Origin of the sequence: Pseudomonas sp. NFIX49, assembly GCF_900115915.1 — a bacterium.
Classification (GTDB): domain Bacteria; phylum Pseudomonadota; class Gammaproteobacteria; order Pseudomonadales; family Pseudomonadaceae; genus Aquipseudomonas; species Aquipseudomonas pharyngis.
The window spans coordinates 1-16210 of record NZ_FOYE01000007.1; the positions used below are offsets into that span (position 1 = coordinate 1).

General features: G+C 58.4%; 18 protein-coding genes. 12 read left to right on the forward strand and 6 right to left on the reverse strand.

The annotated features are described in order from the left end of the window. Positions 1–265 (reverse strand): helix-turn-helix domain-containing protein (locus BMZ46_RS20155; RefSeq protein WP_139217031.1); only part of this gene is annotated, 265 nt, incomplete at its 3' end. A gap of 217 nt (positions 266–482) precedes the next feature. Next, entirely contained in the window at positions 483–1454 is a 972-nt protein-coding gene (locus BMZ46_RS20160; RefSeq protein ID WP_074690955.1) for a zeta toxin family protein, read from the reverse strand. A 533-nt stretch (positions 1455–1987) separates the two neighbouring features. Here BMZ46_RS20160 and BMZ46_RS20165 point away from each other — a divergent pair. After that, a complete protein-coding gene (locus tag BMZ46_RS20165; protein ID WP_039768208.1) occupies positions 1988–3175 on the forward strand; it encodes an MFS transporter in 1188 nt (395 codons plus the stop codon). A gap of 4 nt (positions 3176–3179) precedes the next feature. Here the strand turns inward: BMZ46_RS20165 and BMZ46_RS20170 are convergent, their stop codons facing one another. Both BMZ46_RS20170 and BMZ46_RS20175 read right to left on the reverse strand, forming a co-directional pair. Next, positions 3180–4217, reverse strand: coding sequence for an alpha/beta hydrolase family protein (locus BMZ46_RS20170; RefSeq protein WP_074690954.1), 1038 nt, complete (start codon positions 4215–4217; stop codon positions 3180–3182). A gap of 227 nt (positions 4218–4444) precedes the next feature. After that, complete coding sequence (locus BMZ46_RS20175) at positions 4445–5056, reverse strand: FMN-dependent NADH-azoreductase (protein ID WP_074690953.1); 612 nt, start codon at positions 5054–5056, stop codon at positions 4445–4447. A gap of 127 nt (positions 5057–5183) precedes the next feature. Here BMZ46_RS20175 and BMZ46_RS20180 point away from each other — a divergent pair, with 127 nt between their 5' ends. Both BMZ46_RS20180 and BMZ46_RS20185 read left to right on the forward strand, forming a co-directional pair. Continuing rightward, on the forward strand, positions 5184–6092 hold the full coding sequence (locus BMZ46_RS20180) for a LysR substrate-binding domain-containing protein (RefSeq protein WP_064596388.1): 909 nt from the start codon (positions 5184–5186) through the stop codon (positions 6090–6092). Next, the gene (locus BMZ46_RS20185) at positions 6089–6448 is read left to right on the forward strand and encodes an MmcQ/YjbR family DNA-binding protein (protein ID WP_074690952.1); all 360 of its coding nucleotides are present in this window, start codon (positions 6089–6091) and stop codon (positions 6446–6448) included. Before BMZ46_RS20180 ends, BMZ46_RS20185 begins: the two co-directional genes overlap by 4 nt. Here the strand turns inward: BMZ46_RS20185 and BMZ46_RS20190 are convergent. Next, positions 6445–6873 carry a DUF1294 domain-containing protein gene (locus BMZ46_RS20190; RefSeq protein WP_039768201.1) on the reverse strand — a complete coding sequence of 143 codons (429 nt, stop codon included), beginning with the start codon at positions 6871–6873 and terminating at the stop codon, positions 6445–6447. The genes BMZ46_RS20185 and BMZ46_RS20190 overlap by 4 nt on opposite strands. Next, positions 6870–7700, reverse strand: coding sequence for an undecaprenyl-diphosphate phosphatase (locus BMZ46_RS20195; protein WP_039768199.1), 831 nt, complete (start codon positions 7698–7700; stop codon positions 6870–6872). The genes BMZ46_RS20190 and BMZ46_RS20195 overlap by 4 nt, the downstream gene beginning before the upstream one ends. 303 nt (positions 7701–8003) lie before the next feature. On the opposite strand from BMZ46_RS20195, the gene BMZ46_RS20200 reads away from it, so the two are divergent. The 9 genes from BMZ46_RS20200 to BMZ46_RS20240 all read left to right on the forward strand — a co-directional run bounded on the left by BMZ46_RS20200 (position 8004) and on the right by BMZ46_RS20240 (position 16138). Further along, positions 8004–9638 carry a methyl-accepting chemotaxis protein gene (locus BMZ46_RS20200; RefSeq protein ID WP_074690951.1) on the forward strand — a complete coding sequence of 545 codons (1635 nt, stop codon included), beginning with the start codon at positions 8004–8006 and terminating at the stop codon, positions 9636–9638. An 81-nt stretch (positions 9639–9719) separates the two neighbouring features. Further along, positions 9720–10283, forward strand: coding sequence for a nicotinamide riboside transporter PnuC (gene pnuC / locus BMZ46_RS20205; RefSeq protein WP_039768197.1), 564 nt, complete (start codon positions 9720–9722; stop codon positions 10281–10283). Next, positions 10280–10804 (forward strand): AAA family ATPase, encoded by a 525-nt coding sequence (locus BMZ46_RS20210; protein WP_074690950.1) that lies wholly within the window; start codon positions 10280–10282, stop codon positions 10802–10804. The genes pnuC and BMZ46_RS20210 overlap by 4 nt, the downstream gene beginning before the upstream one ends. Before the next feature lie 357 nt (positions 10805–11161). Further along, positions 11162–11611: a hypothetical protein gene (locus tag BMZ46_RS20215; RefSeq protein ID WP_039768195.1), complete on the forward strand. Its 450-nt coding sequence runs from the start codon at positions 11162–11164 to the stop codon at positions 11609–11611. 1 nt (position 11612) lies between these two features. Then, positions 11613–12185, forward strand: a complete 573-nt coding sequence (locus BMZ46_RS20220) for a hypothetical protein (RefSeq protein WP_039768194.1) — start codon at positions 11613–11615, stop codon at positions 12183–12185. Between the two features lie 70 nt (positions 12186–12255). Then, on the forward strand, positions 12256–13254 hold the full coding sequence (locus tag BMZ46_RS20225; RefSeq protein WP_039768193.1) for a hypothetical protein: 999 nt from the start codon (positions 12256–12258) through the stop codon (positions 13252–13254). Between the two features lie 63 nt (positions 13255–13317). Continuing rightward, on the forward strand, positions 13318–13998 hold the full coding sequence (locus tag BMZ46_RS20230) for a C39 family peptidase (RefSeq protein WP_039768191.1): 681 nt from the start codon (positions 13318–13320) through the stop codon (positions 13996–13998). 43 nt (positions 13999–14041) lie between these two features. After that, the gene (locus tag BMZ46_RS20235) at positions 14042–14788 is read left to right on the forward strand and encodes a hypothetical protein (RefSeq protein WP_039768927.1); all 747 of its coding nucleotides are present in this window, start codon (positions 14042–14044) and stop codon (positions 14786–14788) included. 45 nt (positions 14789–14833) lie between these two features. Next, positions 14834–16138 (forward strand): transporter, encoded by a 1305-nt coding sequence (locus tag BMZ46_RS20240; protein ID WP_039768189.1) that lies wholly within the window; start codon positions 14834–14836, stop codon positions 16136–16138. The last annotated feature ends 72 nt before the right edge of the window (positions 16139–16210 follow it).

Here is a 16210-nt window from a genome sequence, read left to right on the forward strand (position 1 = left end):
CAAGCTCTTTGATTCTCTGCTCGGGAGTTAAGGGCAAAGTGGGCTCGTCCATCGGTCGGTTCCTTTGGGAACGAATGGAGGCGCCTTGGCTCCAGTCTTGCCGACCATGCTTGCGTAACCAAACCAACACCGTCGACCGACCCTGAATTCCGTAGCGCCGTTGAGCCTCTTTATAACTCAACTCGCCTTTTTCGACTTGGTCGACAACCGACAATTTAAAAGTCAGCGTGTAATCGCGTTGACTGCGTTTTGCGCCCGAATCCATTGCACCCTCCTGATAAGAAGCCAGAAGGTGTAAACCTTATTCAGGACGAGACAACTACTACAAAAAAGCCCTGTCTTTGTGACAGGGCTTTTTTGTTTCACTGTTCACCGGGAAGTCATCACTTTCTTCCCGGCAAAGCTTGGACATTCCAGTAGTTTTGTACGATGCATTTGGAGAATGATTGCATCATCCAAACCACAATCGACATCCACTCACATTAACGAATGGCATACTTAAGGATATAAGAATAAAGACCATTCACCGCAGGCTCTGCAAACTTATGATCAACTTCCAGAGCACCCGACAGGATTGAGTGACATTCAAACACCATCTTCTCCCGACCAAATCGATAAAATATCGCACCGTCTGCAATGTCGGCAAACGCTTTGTAAACACTGGCTACCGCAGCACCGCCCTTATATTCGATACTCACTTTGTTCGACGCAGCGGGTAATGAAACACCACCAATGACGACTGCTTGAGGCACCAGTTCCCCGGTATCTACACAAAGACTACGGCATATCATCTTGCTATTTTTGTCAGTACCGAAACTACGTTCGTACAAGGCTATCTCCGACCCCTTCACCTTGGAGCAGGCTTCCTCGAACGCCGTCAAAACAGCTTTGGCATTCGCCATTCCCGCGTCCAGGTCTCGTAGAGAAACGAAACGCTCCAGTTTGTTGTTCTTTGCGCTGTCCAGCGCTCGTGAAATGGTCGACACATGCGCAAAATCCTTTTTACAAGCGATGACATGAACCTCATATTCATAGCGGCTGGCGTGTTCCCCCTTTTGAAATTCTGCAAACTCGTAAGTTTCAAGGCCAACCTCCATTATGATGCTGTACTTCTCTCGCAGCGCTTTCTCAAAAATCATGCCCCCCAAATCCCTGACAAACTGATCGGTCTTATTGTAGGCAAAGCCCACGCCATGTTTCACGATCTCTTGGTATTGCGGATGAAGGGTCCGGAAATGTGGCTCGTACAGCGGGACATAATTTGAATAGCGACAAGTGTCGAGCAACTCATTGAGCAGATGTGTTTTGCCGGCACCCTCTATGCCGGCAACCACAAGCATTTTTGGCGAAGATCCCTCATCTGAAACTGCCATTCTTTCGTCGAATAACTTCTTTTGCAGTCCAAGAAAAGCGTTTTTTACGTCCTGTTGCGTATAAGAAAATTTGCCAGTCATATTATTAAGTTCCTTCTCAATTGAAATAAGTCCTTTTAAAAATCCGCGCTGAAAATCGACAACTACTATTGACAATCGCCAAGCCAATTCAAAAGACAACCAAAGCTAAAACCATTAAATAAAATGAATCAATCCAGAAAACACAACAATATATTTCAGAAAAAAATCGATAAACGTTCAGGGCGACATCCTACAAAACAAGCAGTGATGGACTACTGGGCGGACACTAATACGCTACTTATATAACAAGAAATATCCGCGCTTATTCAACGAACCGCCCTATGCTTGATTTAAGGTTTCATTTCTATAAACACCCTGTTTCCTATAAACCAGTCATGCTGCCCCTACTGAAAGAACTACCCGGCTCAAGTATGCAGGGTGTCAGTAGTCGGCCTGTTCCTTCGGATTCCCACGACACCAACCTGTTCAGCGTGATGTACGATCATTGAAGATGAATAGTTAGCCTGCTTTCTTTTATCTCGGCGCCACGCCATGATGCGGACTCTCCCACCGCCGCCCGCGAACGAGTCCTCATGTCTGCGCAGCAACAGCCACCGCAAAGCTCCCTAGCGATCACCCTGCAGATCGTCTCCATCGTTTTCTATACCTTTATTGCCTTCCTCTGCATCGGCCTGCCGATAGCGGTACTGCCCGGCTACGTGCATGAACAGCTGGGTTTCAGCGCCGTGATCGCAGGGCTTGTGATCGGCTCGCAATACTTGGCCACCCTGCTCAGCCGGCCGATGGCCGGGCGCATGTCGGACACCGTCGGCACCAAGCGGGCGATTGTGTATGGCTTGTCGGGGATCGTGCTCAGCGGTGTGCTGACGCTGGTTTCGACGCTGTTACAGAGCTTGCCGCTGTTGAGCCTGTCGATCCTGATTGTCGGTCGCCTGTTGCTGGGGATTGCCCAGGGCTTGATCGGCGTCGGCACCATCAGTTGGTGCATGGGCCAGGTCGGTGCCGAACACACCGCGCGCTCGATTTCGTGGAACGGCATCGCGTCCTACGGTGCGATTGCCATCGGCGCGCCGTTGGGCGTGGTAATGGTCGCCGATTATGGTTTCGAGAGCCTTGGCATTGCGTTGTCGCTACTCGCGGCCGGCGCCTTGCTGCTGATCCGCAATAAGCCTTCAGTGCCTGTGGTGCGCGGTGAACGCCTGCCGTTCTGGGCGGTGTTCGGACGGATTGCGCCGTTCGGCGCCAGTCTGAGCCTGGCGTCGATTGGCTATGGCACGCTGACCACCTTCATCACCCTGTATTACCTCAATCGCGGCTGGAGCGGCGCTGCGTATTGCCTGACGGTGTTCGGTGTGTGTTTCATCCTTTCGCGGCTGCTCTTCATTTCCGCCATCGGCCGTTTTGGCGGATTCACCTCGGCGATTGCCTGCATGACCATCGAAACTGTTGGCCTGGTCATGCTGTGGCTGGCGCCCTCGACCGCGTATGCCTTGGTCGGCGCCGGTCTGGCCGGGTTCGGCCTGTCGCTGGTATACCCCGCGCTGGGCGTCGAAGCGATCAAGCAGGTGCCCAACTCCAGTCGCGGCGCCGGGTTGAGTGCTTACGCGGTGTTTTTCGATCTGGCGCTGGCGATTGCCGGCCCGTTGATGGGTGCGGTGGCGTTGAACCTGGGCTATTCGTGGATTTTCTTCAGTGCGGCCGTGCTTTCCGTGACCGGACTGGCGTTGACCTTGCTGCTCAAGCGCCGGGCCATGGCGTAAACGCTCACTGATCCGCCGTCTGCATCCCCGCGCGGGTCGGCCGGCCCAAGGCATGGGAGAAGAACCGCCCGGCCTCGGAAATCAGGTTGCGGTGGATGTCTTCGCGATCCACGCCATCGGCATCGGTGCACAAGGCGGGCATCGCACGAATCTGCTCTTCATTGCATGGCGCCATGAACACGAAGTGCCCTGCCCCGGCCAGCAATTTGAAGTCGGGTGCGGTCGGCAGCTTGCGCGCCAGGGCGGCAGCGTTTTTATCGAAGGCCACCAGCTTGTCACCGTCACCGCTGTAGAGCAGCACCGGCACGTGCACACCGGCCAGGGTGTGACGACCAAACTTGAGACTCAGCGGCGCCATCAGCAGCAACGCGTGCACGCGCGGATCGGCCACCGGTTGCAGATCGTCGCGGTCGACAATCAACTCACCCTGAGTGTTGCAGGCGTCGCGGTCGTCCGGGCGCTCCTGGCAGTAACGGCGCAGGCGATCCAGATCCGGCTGCGCGCCGGACAGAATCAACGCCGTTTCGCCGCCCGCCGAATAGCCGATCACGCCAACCTGCTCGGCGTTCACGTACGGCGCGAGCATGCGGTCGCCCAGCGTGGCGGTAATGGCTTCGGAAATCTGGATCGGCCGGCCGTAGAGATTGCTCATCGTGCCGAGGCGGCTGTGATCCCTGGAGTTGTCGCCAGGGTGAATCACCGCCACCACCACGAACCCCTTGCGTGCCAGTGACGTAGCCAGGTCGTGCAGCGCCAGCGGCGTGCCGGTGTTGCCGTGAGAGAGCATCAGCATGGGGAAACGGCCAATGGCAACTTTGGTGTCTTCGCCGGCCTCGACCGAATAGCCTTCGAGCAGGCTCAGGTGTTCGCGGTCGCTGGAGGGATAGAACGCGATGGCGCGCATCGGTTGCAGGTCGAGCGGGTCGAGGAACGTCATCTCGTGATAACCGACGCTCCAGCGCGGGTGCTGCCCGGGCGCAGCGTGCACTGAATTCAGGCTGCCAAGCAGGCAAATCAGTAACGCTGCACAAAGACGCATCATGGGATGCCCCACCCTGTTGTTACTCAATCGAAAGATCCGTTGTGTTCGACGCCCGAAATTCGGTACTCCGGCGCGGCGTTGCACTCAGACGTTGATCATCAGACTGCATAACCCGGGCCAGATTATGTAACAGTCAGAAACAAAAAACTCCATATCTGGCCCTTGCGGAACCAGAATACAGAGTTTTTGGGGATTTGCCTGAACAGGAGCTGTTCTTTACGCAAGCCTTACGCGGCGGCGAACAGTTGCTCGCTGATCTTCGCCTGAGCAGCGCTCATGGCGTTGTTGCGCACTTCTTCGCCGTAGGCCAGGCCTTCAGCACGCACAACTTCGATGTCGGTGATGCCAAGGAAGCCAAAGACCAGTTTCAGGTAGTCTTCGTGCGCCACGCCCGAAGCTTGACCGGCGTGGATGCCGCCAGCGGTGGAGACGATCACGACTTTCTTGCCACCGCACAGGCCTTCAGGGCCGGCTTCGGTGTAACGGAAGGTCTGGCCGGCGACGGCGATGCGGTCGATCCAGGCTTTGAGCTGGGTCGGCACGGTGAAGTTGTACATCGGGGCAGCGACGACGATGGCGTCAGCGGCGATGAATTCGGCCAGGGTGGTGGCGCTCAGTTCGGCTTCGTGCTGTTGTGCGGCGTTGCGCAGTTCAGCGGTGGTGCCGGCGGCAACCAGGGTGGTCGACGAGAAGTGGCTGATGGCGTCAGCGGCCAGATCGCGGTAGGTCACGACAGCGCTTGGCTCGGCGACTTGCCAGGCTTTAGTGACTTGACTGCTCAGCTGACGGGAAGCGGAGTTGTCGCCCAGAATGCTCGAATCGATGTGCAGCAGTTTCATGTGGAATCTCCTGGAATGAATCGCCGGTGGCGACGGAATGGAGACAATCCTACCGACGAAACCAATAGCTGATTAGACGGCAACAATGCGATAGTTTGTCCCACTGATAGAACAGTCGGGTTTCTCCATGCAAGACCTCAACGATCTCTACTATTTCGCCAAAGTGGTCGAGGCAGGCGGTTTCGCCGCCGCCGGCCGCTTGCTCGGCATTCCCAAGTCACGGCTCTCGCGGCGCATCGCCGAGCTGGAAGAACGCCTCGGTGCACGTTTGCTGCAGCGCACCACTCGCCAACTGAAGCTGACGGCGGTCGGCGAACGCTATTTGCGTCACTGTCAGGCCATGCTGCTGGAAGCGGAAATGGCCGACGAAACAGTGGCCAGCATGTCCAGCGAGCCTCGCGGACGCTTGCGGGTTTCCAGTCCCACGGGGCTGGCCCATGAAATGCTCCCGGTGGTGATCAGCAATTTCCTTGGCAAATACCCTCAGGTGCAGCTGGAAGTCACCCTGATCAATCGACGGGTCGACCTGATCACCGAAGGCATCGACGTGGCCCTGCGCGTGCGCGAACACGGCGATGAAGAACCGATGCTGGTGACCCGCCGCCTGCGTCAGGCGCAGATGGTGGTGGTCGCAAGCCCTTCCTTTATGCAGGGCGTGGAAATCAATCATCCGCAGGACCTGAAGAACCTGCCGGTGCTGGGCGCCCTGGAGGCCGATCGCATGGTGCATGTGCGCCTGCTCGATCAGCACGGCAAGAGTTGCGATCTGGCGCTGGAAGCCCGGCTTGGCATCGACGATTTCATCGTGCGCAAGGCCTGTGTGCTGGCCGGCCAGGGTTTCACCCTGCTGCCGATGATGTATTGCGAAACGGAACTGAACAACGGCACGCTGGTGCAGTTGTTGCCGGATTGGTCACTGCCCGGCGGCTGGTTGCAAGCGGTGTATCCGCATCGGCGCGGGGTGATGCCGGCGGTGCGCGCGTGGATCGATCATCTGGTCGAATCGTTCAATGCCTGTGGAGAACGGCTGTTATGAAACAAGGAAAGATGAGCGAACAGGATGTCGCGGACTTCTGCCTGGCCCTGCCCGATGCCAGGGAAGACTACAAATGGGGTGGCGTGCGAGTGTTTTCGATTGCCGGCAACAAGATGTTCGCCTTGCAGGGGCTGCGCGGTGATTCGCTGGCGTTCAAGGTCGACAAGGACCTGTTTCTCGGTCATTGCGACCGCCCAGGCATTCATCCGGCGCCGTATCTGGCCCGGGCGCAATGGATCATCATGCACCCGCCCTACCCGCTGGGCGCCGAGGAACTGCAAGGCTTGCTGCAGCGTTCCCACCAACTGGTGGTCAGCAAGCTGCCCAAGCGCGTGCAGGTCGGACTGCTGCTTTAGAACAACGCCAGGAGGTTCGAACCGAGAAACAACTGATCGATCCAGAACACCTGATGCAAAGCCACAATCATCCAGAACAACACCTGAAACGACACCTTGCGCGTCTTGTGCCGGAAGACCTGCTGGGCGATCAACGCGCCCGGCCAGCCACCGGCCAGTTCCACCGCGTGCAGGATGTTCTCCGGCGTACGCCAGGCGTCGGCGCGGGCCTTGCGCTTGTCCGCCCAGTACAGGAAAAACGCCAGCACGCTGACCAGCCCGTAGGCCGTCAGCGGCACCAGGGAAATCCCGCGCAGCCACATCGACAATGAGCCGAACAGTGGCAACGCGCAGACGATCAGCAGCACCACCAGTTTCAATTTCAAGTGCTGGATATTGCCACCGGAAGGACCGCGATCCGGGCGGCGTGCGCGGGAGTCGCTCATGGCTTGGCTGCCGTCCAGTCGACCCAGCCGAACTGCCACGTTGCCAGAATCACCAGACCGAAGACGATCCGGTACCAGGCAAACGCCGCGTAGCTATGGCTGCCGATGAACTTGAGCAGGCCGCGCACCGCGATCATGGCGAAGATAAACGCGGTGACGAAACCGATGGCGAATACCGGGAAGTCCGCCGGTACGAACAGGTCGCGATACTTGTAGCCCGAATACACCGCCGCACCGACCATGGTCGGCATCGCCAGGAAGAACGAGAACTCGGTGGCGGTCTTGCGCGACAGGCCGAACAACAGGCCGCCGATGATGGTCGAGCCGGAGCGCGAAGTGCCGGGGATCATCGCCAGGCACTGGGCGAAGCCGATCTTCAGCGCATCCGTCCAGCGAATCTCGTCGACCGTTTCGGCGTGCACTTCATGCTGACGCTGCTCGGCCCACAACATCACGATGCCGCCCACCACCAGCGCGGCGGCCACGGTGATCGGATTGAACAGGTAGTGGTGAATCAAGTCGGCGAAGACCACTCCCAGCACCACGGCGGGCAGGAAGGCGATCAGCAGGTTGGCGGTGAAACGCCGCGCACTTGGCTGGGTCGGCAGGCCAATGACCACGTCGAGAATCTTGCGTCGGAATTCCCAGACCACCGCGAGAATCGCACCAAGCTGGATGATGATGTTGAACGCCATGGCCCGCTCGCCTCCGAAATCGAGCAAGTCGGCAACAATGATCTGGTGTCCGGTACTGGAAATGGGCAAAAACTCCGTCAGCCCTTCTACAACTCCTAGAATCAGTGCCTGCAAGGCCGTCCAAAGATCCATCAATCCCCCAGAGAGCGATGCACAGAGGCATGCCCCGATAGTATTTTTTACGTTCACTGCGTTCAGCGTAGCTGGTTAAAGCTGTACCGATTCCGCGCGCACAGGATCCACACGAAACAGTCAAAATTCCGTGAAAAATCAATTTCGATTCAGGTTTTCACGCGCGGGGCCGAAATCCTAACAGACAAGCCGTAATAGCGCTGCCGCGTTCTACGACTTGGGTCGCGTATGCCCGGTCACCGAAACGTGGTTGGATGCTGGCGGTGGTTTATTACAAGAAAAAGAATCCGGAGTGACAGCGTTATGAACAGCTTGCGCAGTGTGTCGATCAGCCGACGCTTGTGGCTCATCTTGATTGTGGCCGTGGTCATGCTGTTGACGTTGGGCGTGTTGATGCTCAAGCAGATCCATGATGACCTCTACCACGCCAAGGCCCAGAAAACCCAGCATGTGGTGCAGACCGCCAGCGGTTTGCTGACGTACTACCAGGGCCTCGAAACCGCAGGAACCCTGACCCGCGATGTGGCACAGAAACAGGCGCTGACCGCGATCCGTGGCCTGCGCTATGACCAGAATGACTATTTCTGGATCAACGACCTCACGCCCGTGATGGTCATGCACCCGACCAATCCCAAGCTCGAAGGCCAGAACCTCTCGGCGATCCGCGACCCGGACGGCTTTGCGGTGTTCAATGAAATGGTCGCCATCGCCAAGGCCAAGGGCGCCGGCATGGTCAACTATCGCTGGCCCAAGCCCGGTGCCAGTGAACCGGTGGCCAAGACCTCTTACGTGAAACTGTTCGAGCCATGGGGCTGGGTCATCGGTTCGGGCGTGTACGTCGACGACGTGCAGGCGGAGTTCCAGGACCAGGTGATCAAGGCATCCGTGGTCGGACTGGTCATCGCGGTGATCATGGCGCTGCTGGTGATTCTGATTGCCCGCAGCATCGTTCGTCCGTTGCAGGAAACCGTGAACGCCATGGCCAACATCGCCAGCGGCGAAAGCGATCTGACCCGCAGCCTCGACACCCACGGCCAGGACGAAGTCACTCAGTTGGCCCAGCACTTCAACGCCTTTACCGCCAAGCTGCGTCGGGTGATCGGTGAATTGCAGCTGTCCGCCAGTGCATTGGGCCAATCGTCCAGCGAGCTGGGCAACGATGCTGCGCAGGCCCAGCAACGCAGCCAGCAGCAGTCGCAGCAGATGGAGCTGGTTGCCACTGCCGTCAACGAAGTGACCTACGGCGTACAGGACGTAGCGAAGAACGCCGAACACGCCGCCAGCGAAATGCGTGACGCCGAAGCCCAGGCCCAGCAGGGCCAGATCAACATCGACGGCAGCCTGCAACAGATCGACAAGCTCTCCGGCACCATCGATCAAGCGGTGGAAGTCATCCGCACGCTGGCGACTGAAAGCACGCAGATCGGCAGCGTGCTGGAGGTGATCCGCTCGATCGCCGAGCAGACCAACCTGCTGGCCCTCAACGCCGCCATTGAAGCGGCTCGGGCCGGCGAACAGGGTCGCGGGTTTGCAGTGGTGGCCGACGAAGTGCGTTTGCTGGCGCAGCGCACGCAGAAGTCCACGGCGGAAATCCAGACGATGATCGAACGCCTGCAAAACCACTCCGAAGCCGCGGTGAAGGTGATCGGCGACAGCAGCAAGGCTTCGCAACTGACCATCGAACAGGCCGGCCTGGCCAGTGCGAGTCTGAATGCCATCGGCCAGGCCCTGCGCAACCTCAATGGTCTGAACGCCTCGATTGCCAGCGCAACGCTGCAACAGGCACACGTGGTCGAAGACATCAACCAGAACGTTACCCAGGCGGCGGGTTTGTCTCACAGCACGGCACTGGCGGCCGAGCAGTCGAGCGTGGCGAGTGTGAAACTCGGCCAGCTCAGCGAACAACTGAACGGGCTGCTGCGCCAGTTCCGCGTCTGATCCCTGCAACAGGTGGGAACTCGTTTCCCACCTGTTTTTCGGTACAATCCGCTCCCTCTTTTATTCCCCCAAGGATCCTGCATGTCCGGGCTTGAACTGTTTGCGGCCGCCCTCGGCGTGATCGCCGTGTGGCTCACGGTCAAACAGAATCCGTGGTGCTGGCCGATCGGACTGGTCATGGTGTCGCTCTACACCTGGGTGTTCTTCGAGGTGAAGCTGTATTCGGACATGCTGCTGCAGGTGGTTTATGCCGGGCTGCAAATCTATGGCTGGTGGCAATGGACGCGGGCCGGGACGATGCATGACGGGCGCGAAGTCAGCCGGCTGGACAGCCGCTCGCTGGTGCAGGGGCTGGTCATCGGTGCGTTGGGCAGTCTGTTGCTGGGCGCGGCCATGGCCCACTGGACCGACGCTGCACAACCGTGGCTCGACGCCGCGCTGACCGGCTTCAGCCTGGTCGCGCAGTTCTGGATGGCCCACAAACGCCTGCAATGCTGGGCACTGTGGTTCGTGCTGGATGTGATCTTCGTTGGCCTCTTCCTCTATAAAGGGCTGTACCTCACGGCGGCGCTGTATGCCCTGTTCACCCTGATCGCGGTGCAAGGCTGGCGCGAATGGCGTGCCGACCCGGCGTTGCAACGATGAAAGTGATTGTCCTGACCGGTCCCGAGTCCACGGGCAAGAGCTGGCTGGCGGCCGGAATTCAACAGCAGTTCGGCGGTTTGCGGGTGGACGAGTATGTGCGCTGGTTCATCGAGCAGAAAGCTCGGGATACCTGCCTGGCCGACGTCCCCGAGATCGCGCGCGGCCAGTTGCAATGGGAAGACGCAGCACGCGCGCAGCAGCCGCGCCTGTTGATTCTCGACACGCATTTGCTGAGCAACATGCTGTGGAGCCGGACGTTATTCGGCGAGTGCCCGCCCTGGCTGGAAACCGAGTTGCTGGCCCGTCATTACGACCTGCACCTGCTCCTGTCCCCGGAGCAGATCGAATGGACGGACGACGGTCAGCGCTGCCAGCCCGACTTGAGCGAACGACTCGCGTTCTATCAGGCGACGCGGACGTGGCTGGAAAGCCATCGCCAACCCTTGCAGATCATCAAGGGCAACTGGGCCCAACGCCAGCAGAGGGCCTTCGATGCGGTGCACAGCCTGCTCGCGGACTGACCCGATTTGCGGGGCGTTTGACCCGCTGTATCCCCCTGCTTTGGGGGAAAAGTGTCCATTCCTGAAACACTCCTTCAGGTGCAAAGTGCCCGTCTCAAGGCCCTTCATCCCTTTGTCATCCGACTTGTTACGCCACTGAAACACCTGCGCGCAAACCCTTGGTCCAGAGCTTTGCGATGACTTTTGCAGGTTACGCGGCCAGTGATCTGTTTCATCGATGAAACAGCTGTTGTGTCAGGCATGGGCTCAATTCGCTCAATACATTGAAATTCAAAGACATTTCAAAAGCGGCACAGCTTTCGCTCTCTCCTTCACAACGCTGAACAGGCTCAGCCCACTGAAGAAGGAATTGCCGCCGTGGGAAATATCAAAAAAGCCTTTACCTGCCTTCTGCTGATCGGATCAGCCGCCAGCCCCTTTCTCAGTTTCAACGTTCAGGCCGAAGGCAATGGCGTGATCGTGCTCAATCGTGATGTCCAGCCGATCCCGATCGGTCGCAGCGGTGGCAAAGACCCCTATCCCACCACCGTCAATGCCAACCCGTCTGCCCGCATCAATTCGACACTCAGCAATACCGAACTCAGTGATGGTGACTTTGCCCGTGTAGCCAGCGGCTCTTCCATCCGCGGCAACATCAACACCCCCAGCTCGAACCTGCCCGGCATGAACAACCTGACCAACCAGAACGGCCTGCCCGGCATGAGAGGCGGTCATGGCGGCGGTGCCGGCAGCTCGATTTCCAATACCGTAAACCGCGCGATGAGTTCCGGTCTCGCTCCGTTGACCCGCATGGCTGGAGGCCAGTGACATGAATCGTTCCCTGCTCCTGCTTGCCCTGCTCGGCTGCTCCAGCGTGATGGCCGATCCCAGCGCTGTGAACAACGCGAACATTCAAGACTCCGGTGCTCAGTACCGCGGCAACTTCAACGTCAACCAAGCCGCTGGCGATCAGATGCAGCAGGCCAACGTCAAGGCAATTGCCATTGGCACCGAGTCCCACGCCAGGACCAGCGTGCAGCAGAAAATCGACACCCCCGCCGACCGCTCGATCAACGCGAGCGCCAACATCGGCGGCACCTCTTTCAGTAACGGCAACGGGATCCTTGGCGTGAACCAAGGCGCCGGGGCCAACAACCAGATGGCCAACGTCACGCGCGTCAGCATCAGTGCTGGCCCGCAGGCCGTTGACGATAGCGCCCTTTCCCAACAGAACGTGGCGTTGTTACCGAGCTCAGGAGCAACTGGCACCTCACCCGGCAGTCGCCAGGTCACGACAAGTGATCAGGCCTTCACCGGCAGCCGAGGGGTAATCCAGGTGAACCAGAGTGCCGGGGTGGGGAACCGAATGGCTAACACCCTGAGCATCCGGGTCGCTGACTGACCCAAACAACAAAAGCAGTGCAATTAGAAAGTACCAACACTTAACCAACTAATAAGCACGGAGAAACACCATGAAACCTACAATGGCCCTCAAACCACTGGTTTTCGCACTTGCAGCAGTGATGGCAATCGCAGCACAGGCAGGCGGTCGCGACGATGATCGCGGTCATGGTAACGGGCACGGCAACGGTCATGGCAACCATGGTCCGAAAGGCCCAACCCTGGAACAACTGCTGCAAATCACCGCCGGCGCCGGCGCTGCAGTGCTCGATGCACAAAACAGCGATGGCAACGTGGTGAAAAACCAGGGCACCGTCAACAATGCCAACGCCAGTGACTCGCTCAATGGCTCCAACGGCAACATGGGCGCCAACGTTGCAGCCGGTGACGGCAACCAACAAGACAACGCCGCCGCCCTGGCCACCGCCGACGAAAGCTTCATCTTCGGCACCGCTGTTGCTGCCTCGAGTGCCACTCAAGTCAACAACAACAACTATGTGAAAAACTCGTCCACCTTCAATAACGCCACGCTTAACAATGCAGGCAACAATGGTTCCGGCAACATCGGTATTAACGTGACTGCCGGCAACTTCAACCAACAGAAAAACAACCTGGCAATCGCCGTATCGGGTGGTCGTGTAGCCACTGCCGCTGCTGCTGCCAACCAGTCCTCCACTGGCCTGGTCGTCGACAACAAAGGCGTGCAGACCTACAAAAAAGACACCCTTACCGGTACCTTCGCAGCCGCTGGCGTGTTCAAGGCCAAAGGCACTGCGACCATCGAAGACGATGACCACCACGGTGGTTATGGCAATCGTGGCGGCGGCCACGGCGGCAACGATGACCAGAAAGCCAAGTTCGAAGCCGTGGGTACCTTTGGCCTCGCTGGCGTCACCACTCAGCAAGTGCTGACCAAAGATGGCTGGAAAGCACCTGTTGTGAACAATGCCAACATGACCAACTCGATGAACAACTTCTCCGGCAACGGCGGAGCCAACGTCTCGGCGGGTGTGGGCAACCAACAAAGCAACTCGCTGTCCATCGCCGCAGGTTGCAAAGCCTGCATGTAATCGCGATCGAAACGAAAGCCCCGGAAACGGGGCTTTTCCTCAGTCCGCAAAGGCGTATCGATCATGCGTAAAACTGCTCTCTTCGCTCTGCTTTGTGTCTGTGGCCTGACTCAGGCCGGTCAGATGCCCGTCGCTGCCCTGCCTGGCGGCACGCTCGTCTACAAGAACGTGCAAAGCATTCGTGAGCGCAAGTTTGCCGACATCGTCGAACAGAAAACCGACTTCAGCTGCGGCGCCGCCGCACTGGCAACGGTATTGCGCCAGGCTTATTGGCTCGACGTCGATGAGGAGCACATCATCAAAGGCATGCTGGTCAACGCTGACCAGGACCTTGTTCGTACTCAAGGTTTCTCCATGCTCGACATGAAGCGCTACATAGAAAGCATCGGCATGCGCGCCAGGGGCTACAAGATCCCACCGGAAAAACTCGACGCAGTGACGATCCCGGTGGTGGTACTGATGGAAATTCGCGGCTACAAGCATTTCGTGGTGATGCAGCGGGCGGACAAGGATTGGGTTTACATCGGAGACCCGGTTTTAGGACACAAACGCTACTCCCATGATGACTTTGTCAAAGGTTGGAACGGCATTGTCTTTGCCATCGTCGGCCCCGGATACGACAAGACCAATGCATTGCGCAGTCCTCCGGTACCGCTGACAGCCAAAAACACGCTGGATGCTTTCAACCCGGTCAAAGATGCTGAATTGATGGACTTCGGGTTCATACAGAGCGACTTCTTTTAATCGCCGATTACAAGAGTGGGGCTGGATGTCCCGGGAGCAGCAGATGAAAACCTCATACTGGCTGGCCGCCGCCTGCCTGGCAGCGAGCGTGTCAGGCTATGCCAATGCAGGATTCAAACCCATTGAAATCAAGGACCAGGAGCTCGCGGAGCTACGCGGTCGCTATGTCATGCCGGGCCGGATCATCAGCTTCGGCGTCGTCATGAGCAGTACCTGGCGCAATGCCAGTGGAGATCTGATCGGGGCCTCGGCCACCATGCAATTGCAGGCCGCTTCGGTTAAACCTGAATTCTACGTCTCGACCATCAAGGAACACGGCAATGGCAGTACCCCGGAACTGGGGACTGGCTCGGTCGTGGGTGGCGCGGGACTCAACTCCAGCCAGGGCGTGACGCAGAGTGTGCGCGCCGCTGGCGACGGCAACTCCGCCTACAACAACGTTGCGATCAACGTCAAAGAAGCCAGCCAGGCACCTGCACTGATGCCTGCACAAGGCCAGGCCTTGATGGCCGGCCAGACCATTTCCGGCAGCAACGGTGCCGGCAGTGTCGCGGTTTCGGCTACAGGGGGCGGTGTTCAAATGGCCATTCAGGCCTCCGGCAATCAGGGGACAGCCTTGCAACAGGTCGCCCAGGGCGGACTGCTGCAAAACACCCGTTTGCTCGGTAACGCAAACGTAGTCAACAACCTGACACAACTCAACGTTGTCCTGAACAATAACGGCATGACTGCCGGCGCACTGGACTGCAACCTGACTCAACTCAGGGCACTACGCAACATCGGATATTGAACTACGCTGAGTCTCGATCATTGGGCTTAAAGGGACGGCTTATTCATGTATCGATCAGTATCACTGCGTGCTGCTGTATGTTTGAGTACTCTTCTACCCGCGGCAATGTTGCAAGCTGCACCCGACGCCGATGTAGAAGCCCTGAAACAGGAACTTCTGGAGCTTAAGCAACGATACGAAGTACAACAAAAAGCCCTGGCGGTGCTCGAACAACGGGTCCGCCAGGTCGAAGAGCAACCCGCCTCCCCGCCCCCAAAACGCCTGGCCAAATCGCCTTCGGACATGAAAGGCAACCGGGTAGCCACTGGCACCGGGGCTGCAGCAGCGTCGGGGGGCGCCGCCGGGGGCAGCGGTGCATCCTATGGCCAGTCGCTGGCCGACGATTCGCAACCGGCACAGAGCGTGTCCAACCTGTACGACGAAGCCAGCGGTTTCTTCGGCGGCGGCAAGTTCAGCTTTGAAACCGGCGTGACCTATTCGCGCTACGACACCCGCCAGCTGATTCTCAACGGTTTCCTCGCCCTGGACTCGATTTTCCTCGGCAACATCAACCTCGACCGGATCAAGGCCGACACCTGGACACTAGACCTGACGGGGCGCTACAACTTCGACAACCGCTGGCAGTTCGACCTGAACGTGCCGGTGGTCTACCGAGAGTCGACCTATCAGTCCGGTGGCGGCAACGGCGGCGCCTCCAACGTCACCACCGAACAGGACGTCAGCCGCGACCCGACTCTCGGCGACGTTAACTTCGGCATTGCGTACAAGTTCCTGGACGAGTCGGTCAACACCCCGGACGCCGTGGTTTCCTTACGGGTCAAGGCGCCTACGGGCAAGGACCCGTTCGGGATCAAGCTGCGCCAGACCGATGCCAACTCTAACCTGTTCGTGCCTGACACCTTGCCTACCGGCAACGGCGTCTGGTCGATCACCCCGGGCATCTCGCTGGTCAAGACGTTTGACCCGGCCGTGCTGTTCGGCAGCCTGTCCTACACCCATAACTTCGAGGAATCGTTCGACGACATCAGTTCGACCGTCAACCAGAAAAACCCGGGCAAGGTCCGCATCGGCGACAGCTTCCAGATTGGCGCGGGTGTTGCCTTCGCACTGAACGAGAAGATGAGTATGTCGTTCTCCGTCTCGGATCTTGTGCAACGCAAGAGCAAGCTGAAACAGGATGGCGGAGATTGGGAATCGGTGGTGTCCAGCGACGCCAACGCCGGTTACTTCAACGTCGGCATGACCATTGCGGCCACCGACAACCTGACCATCGTGCCCAACCTGTCCATCGGCATGACGGACGATGCCCCGGACTTCTCCTTCAGCCTGAAATTCCCGTACTACTTCTAACCGCAATACCATAAAAAGACCCGCTGCGATGAAAGTCGCAGCGGGTCTTTTCAGCTTCCCTGGACAGGAAGC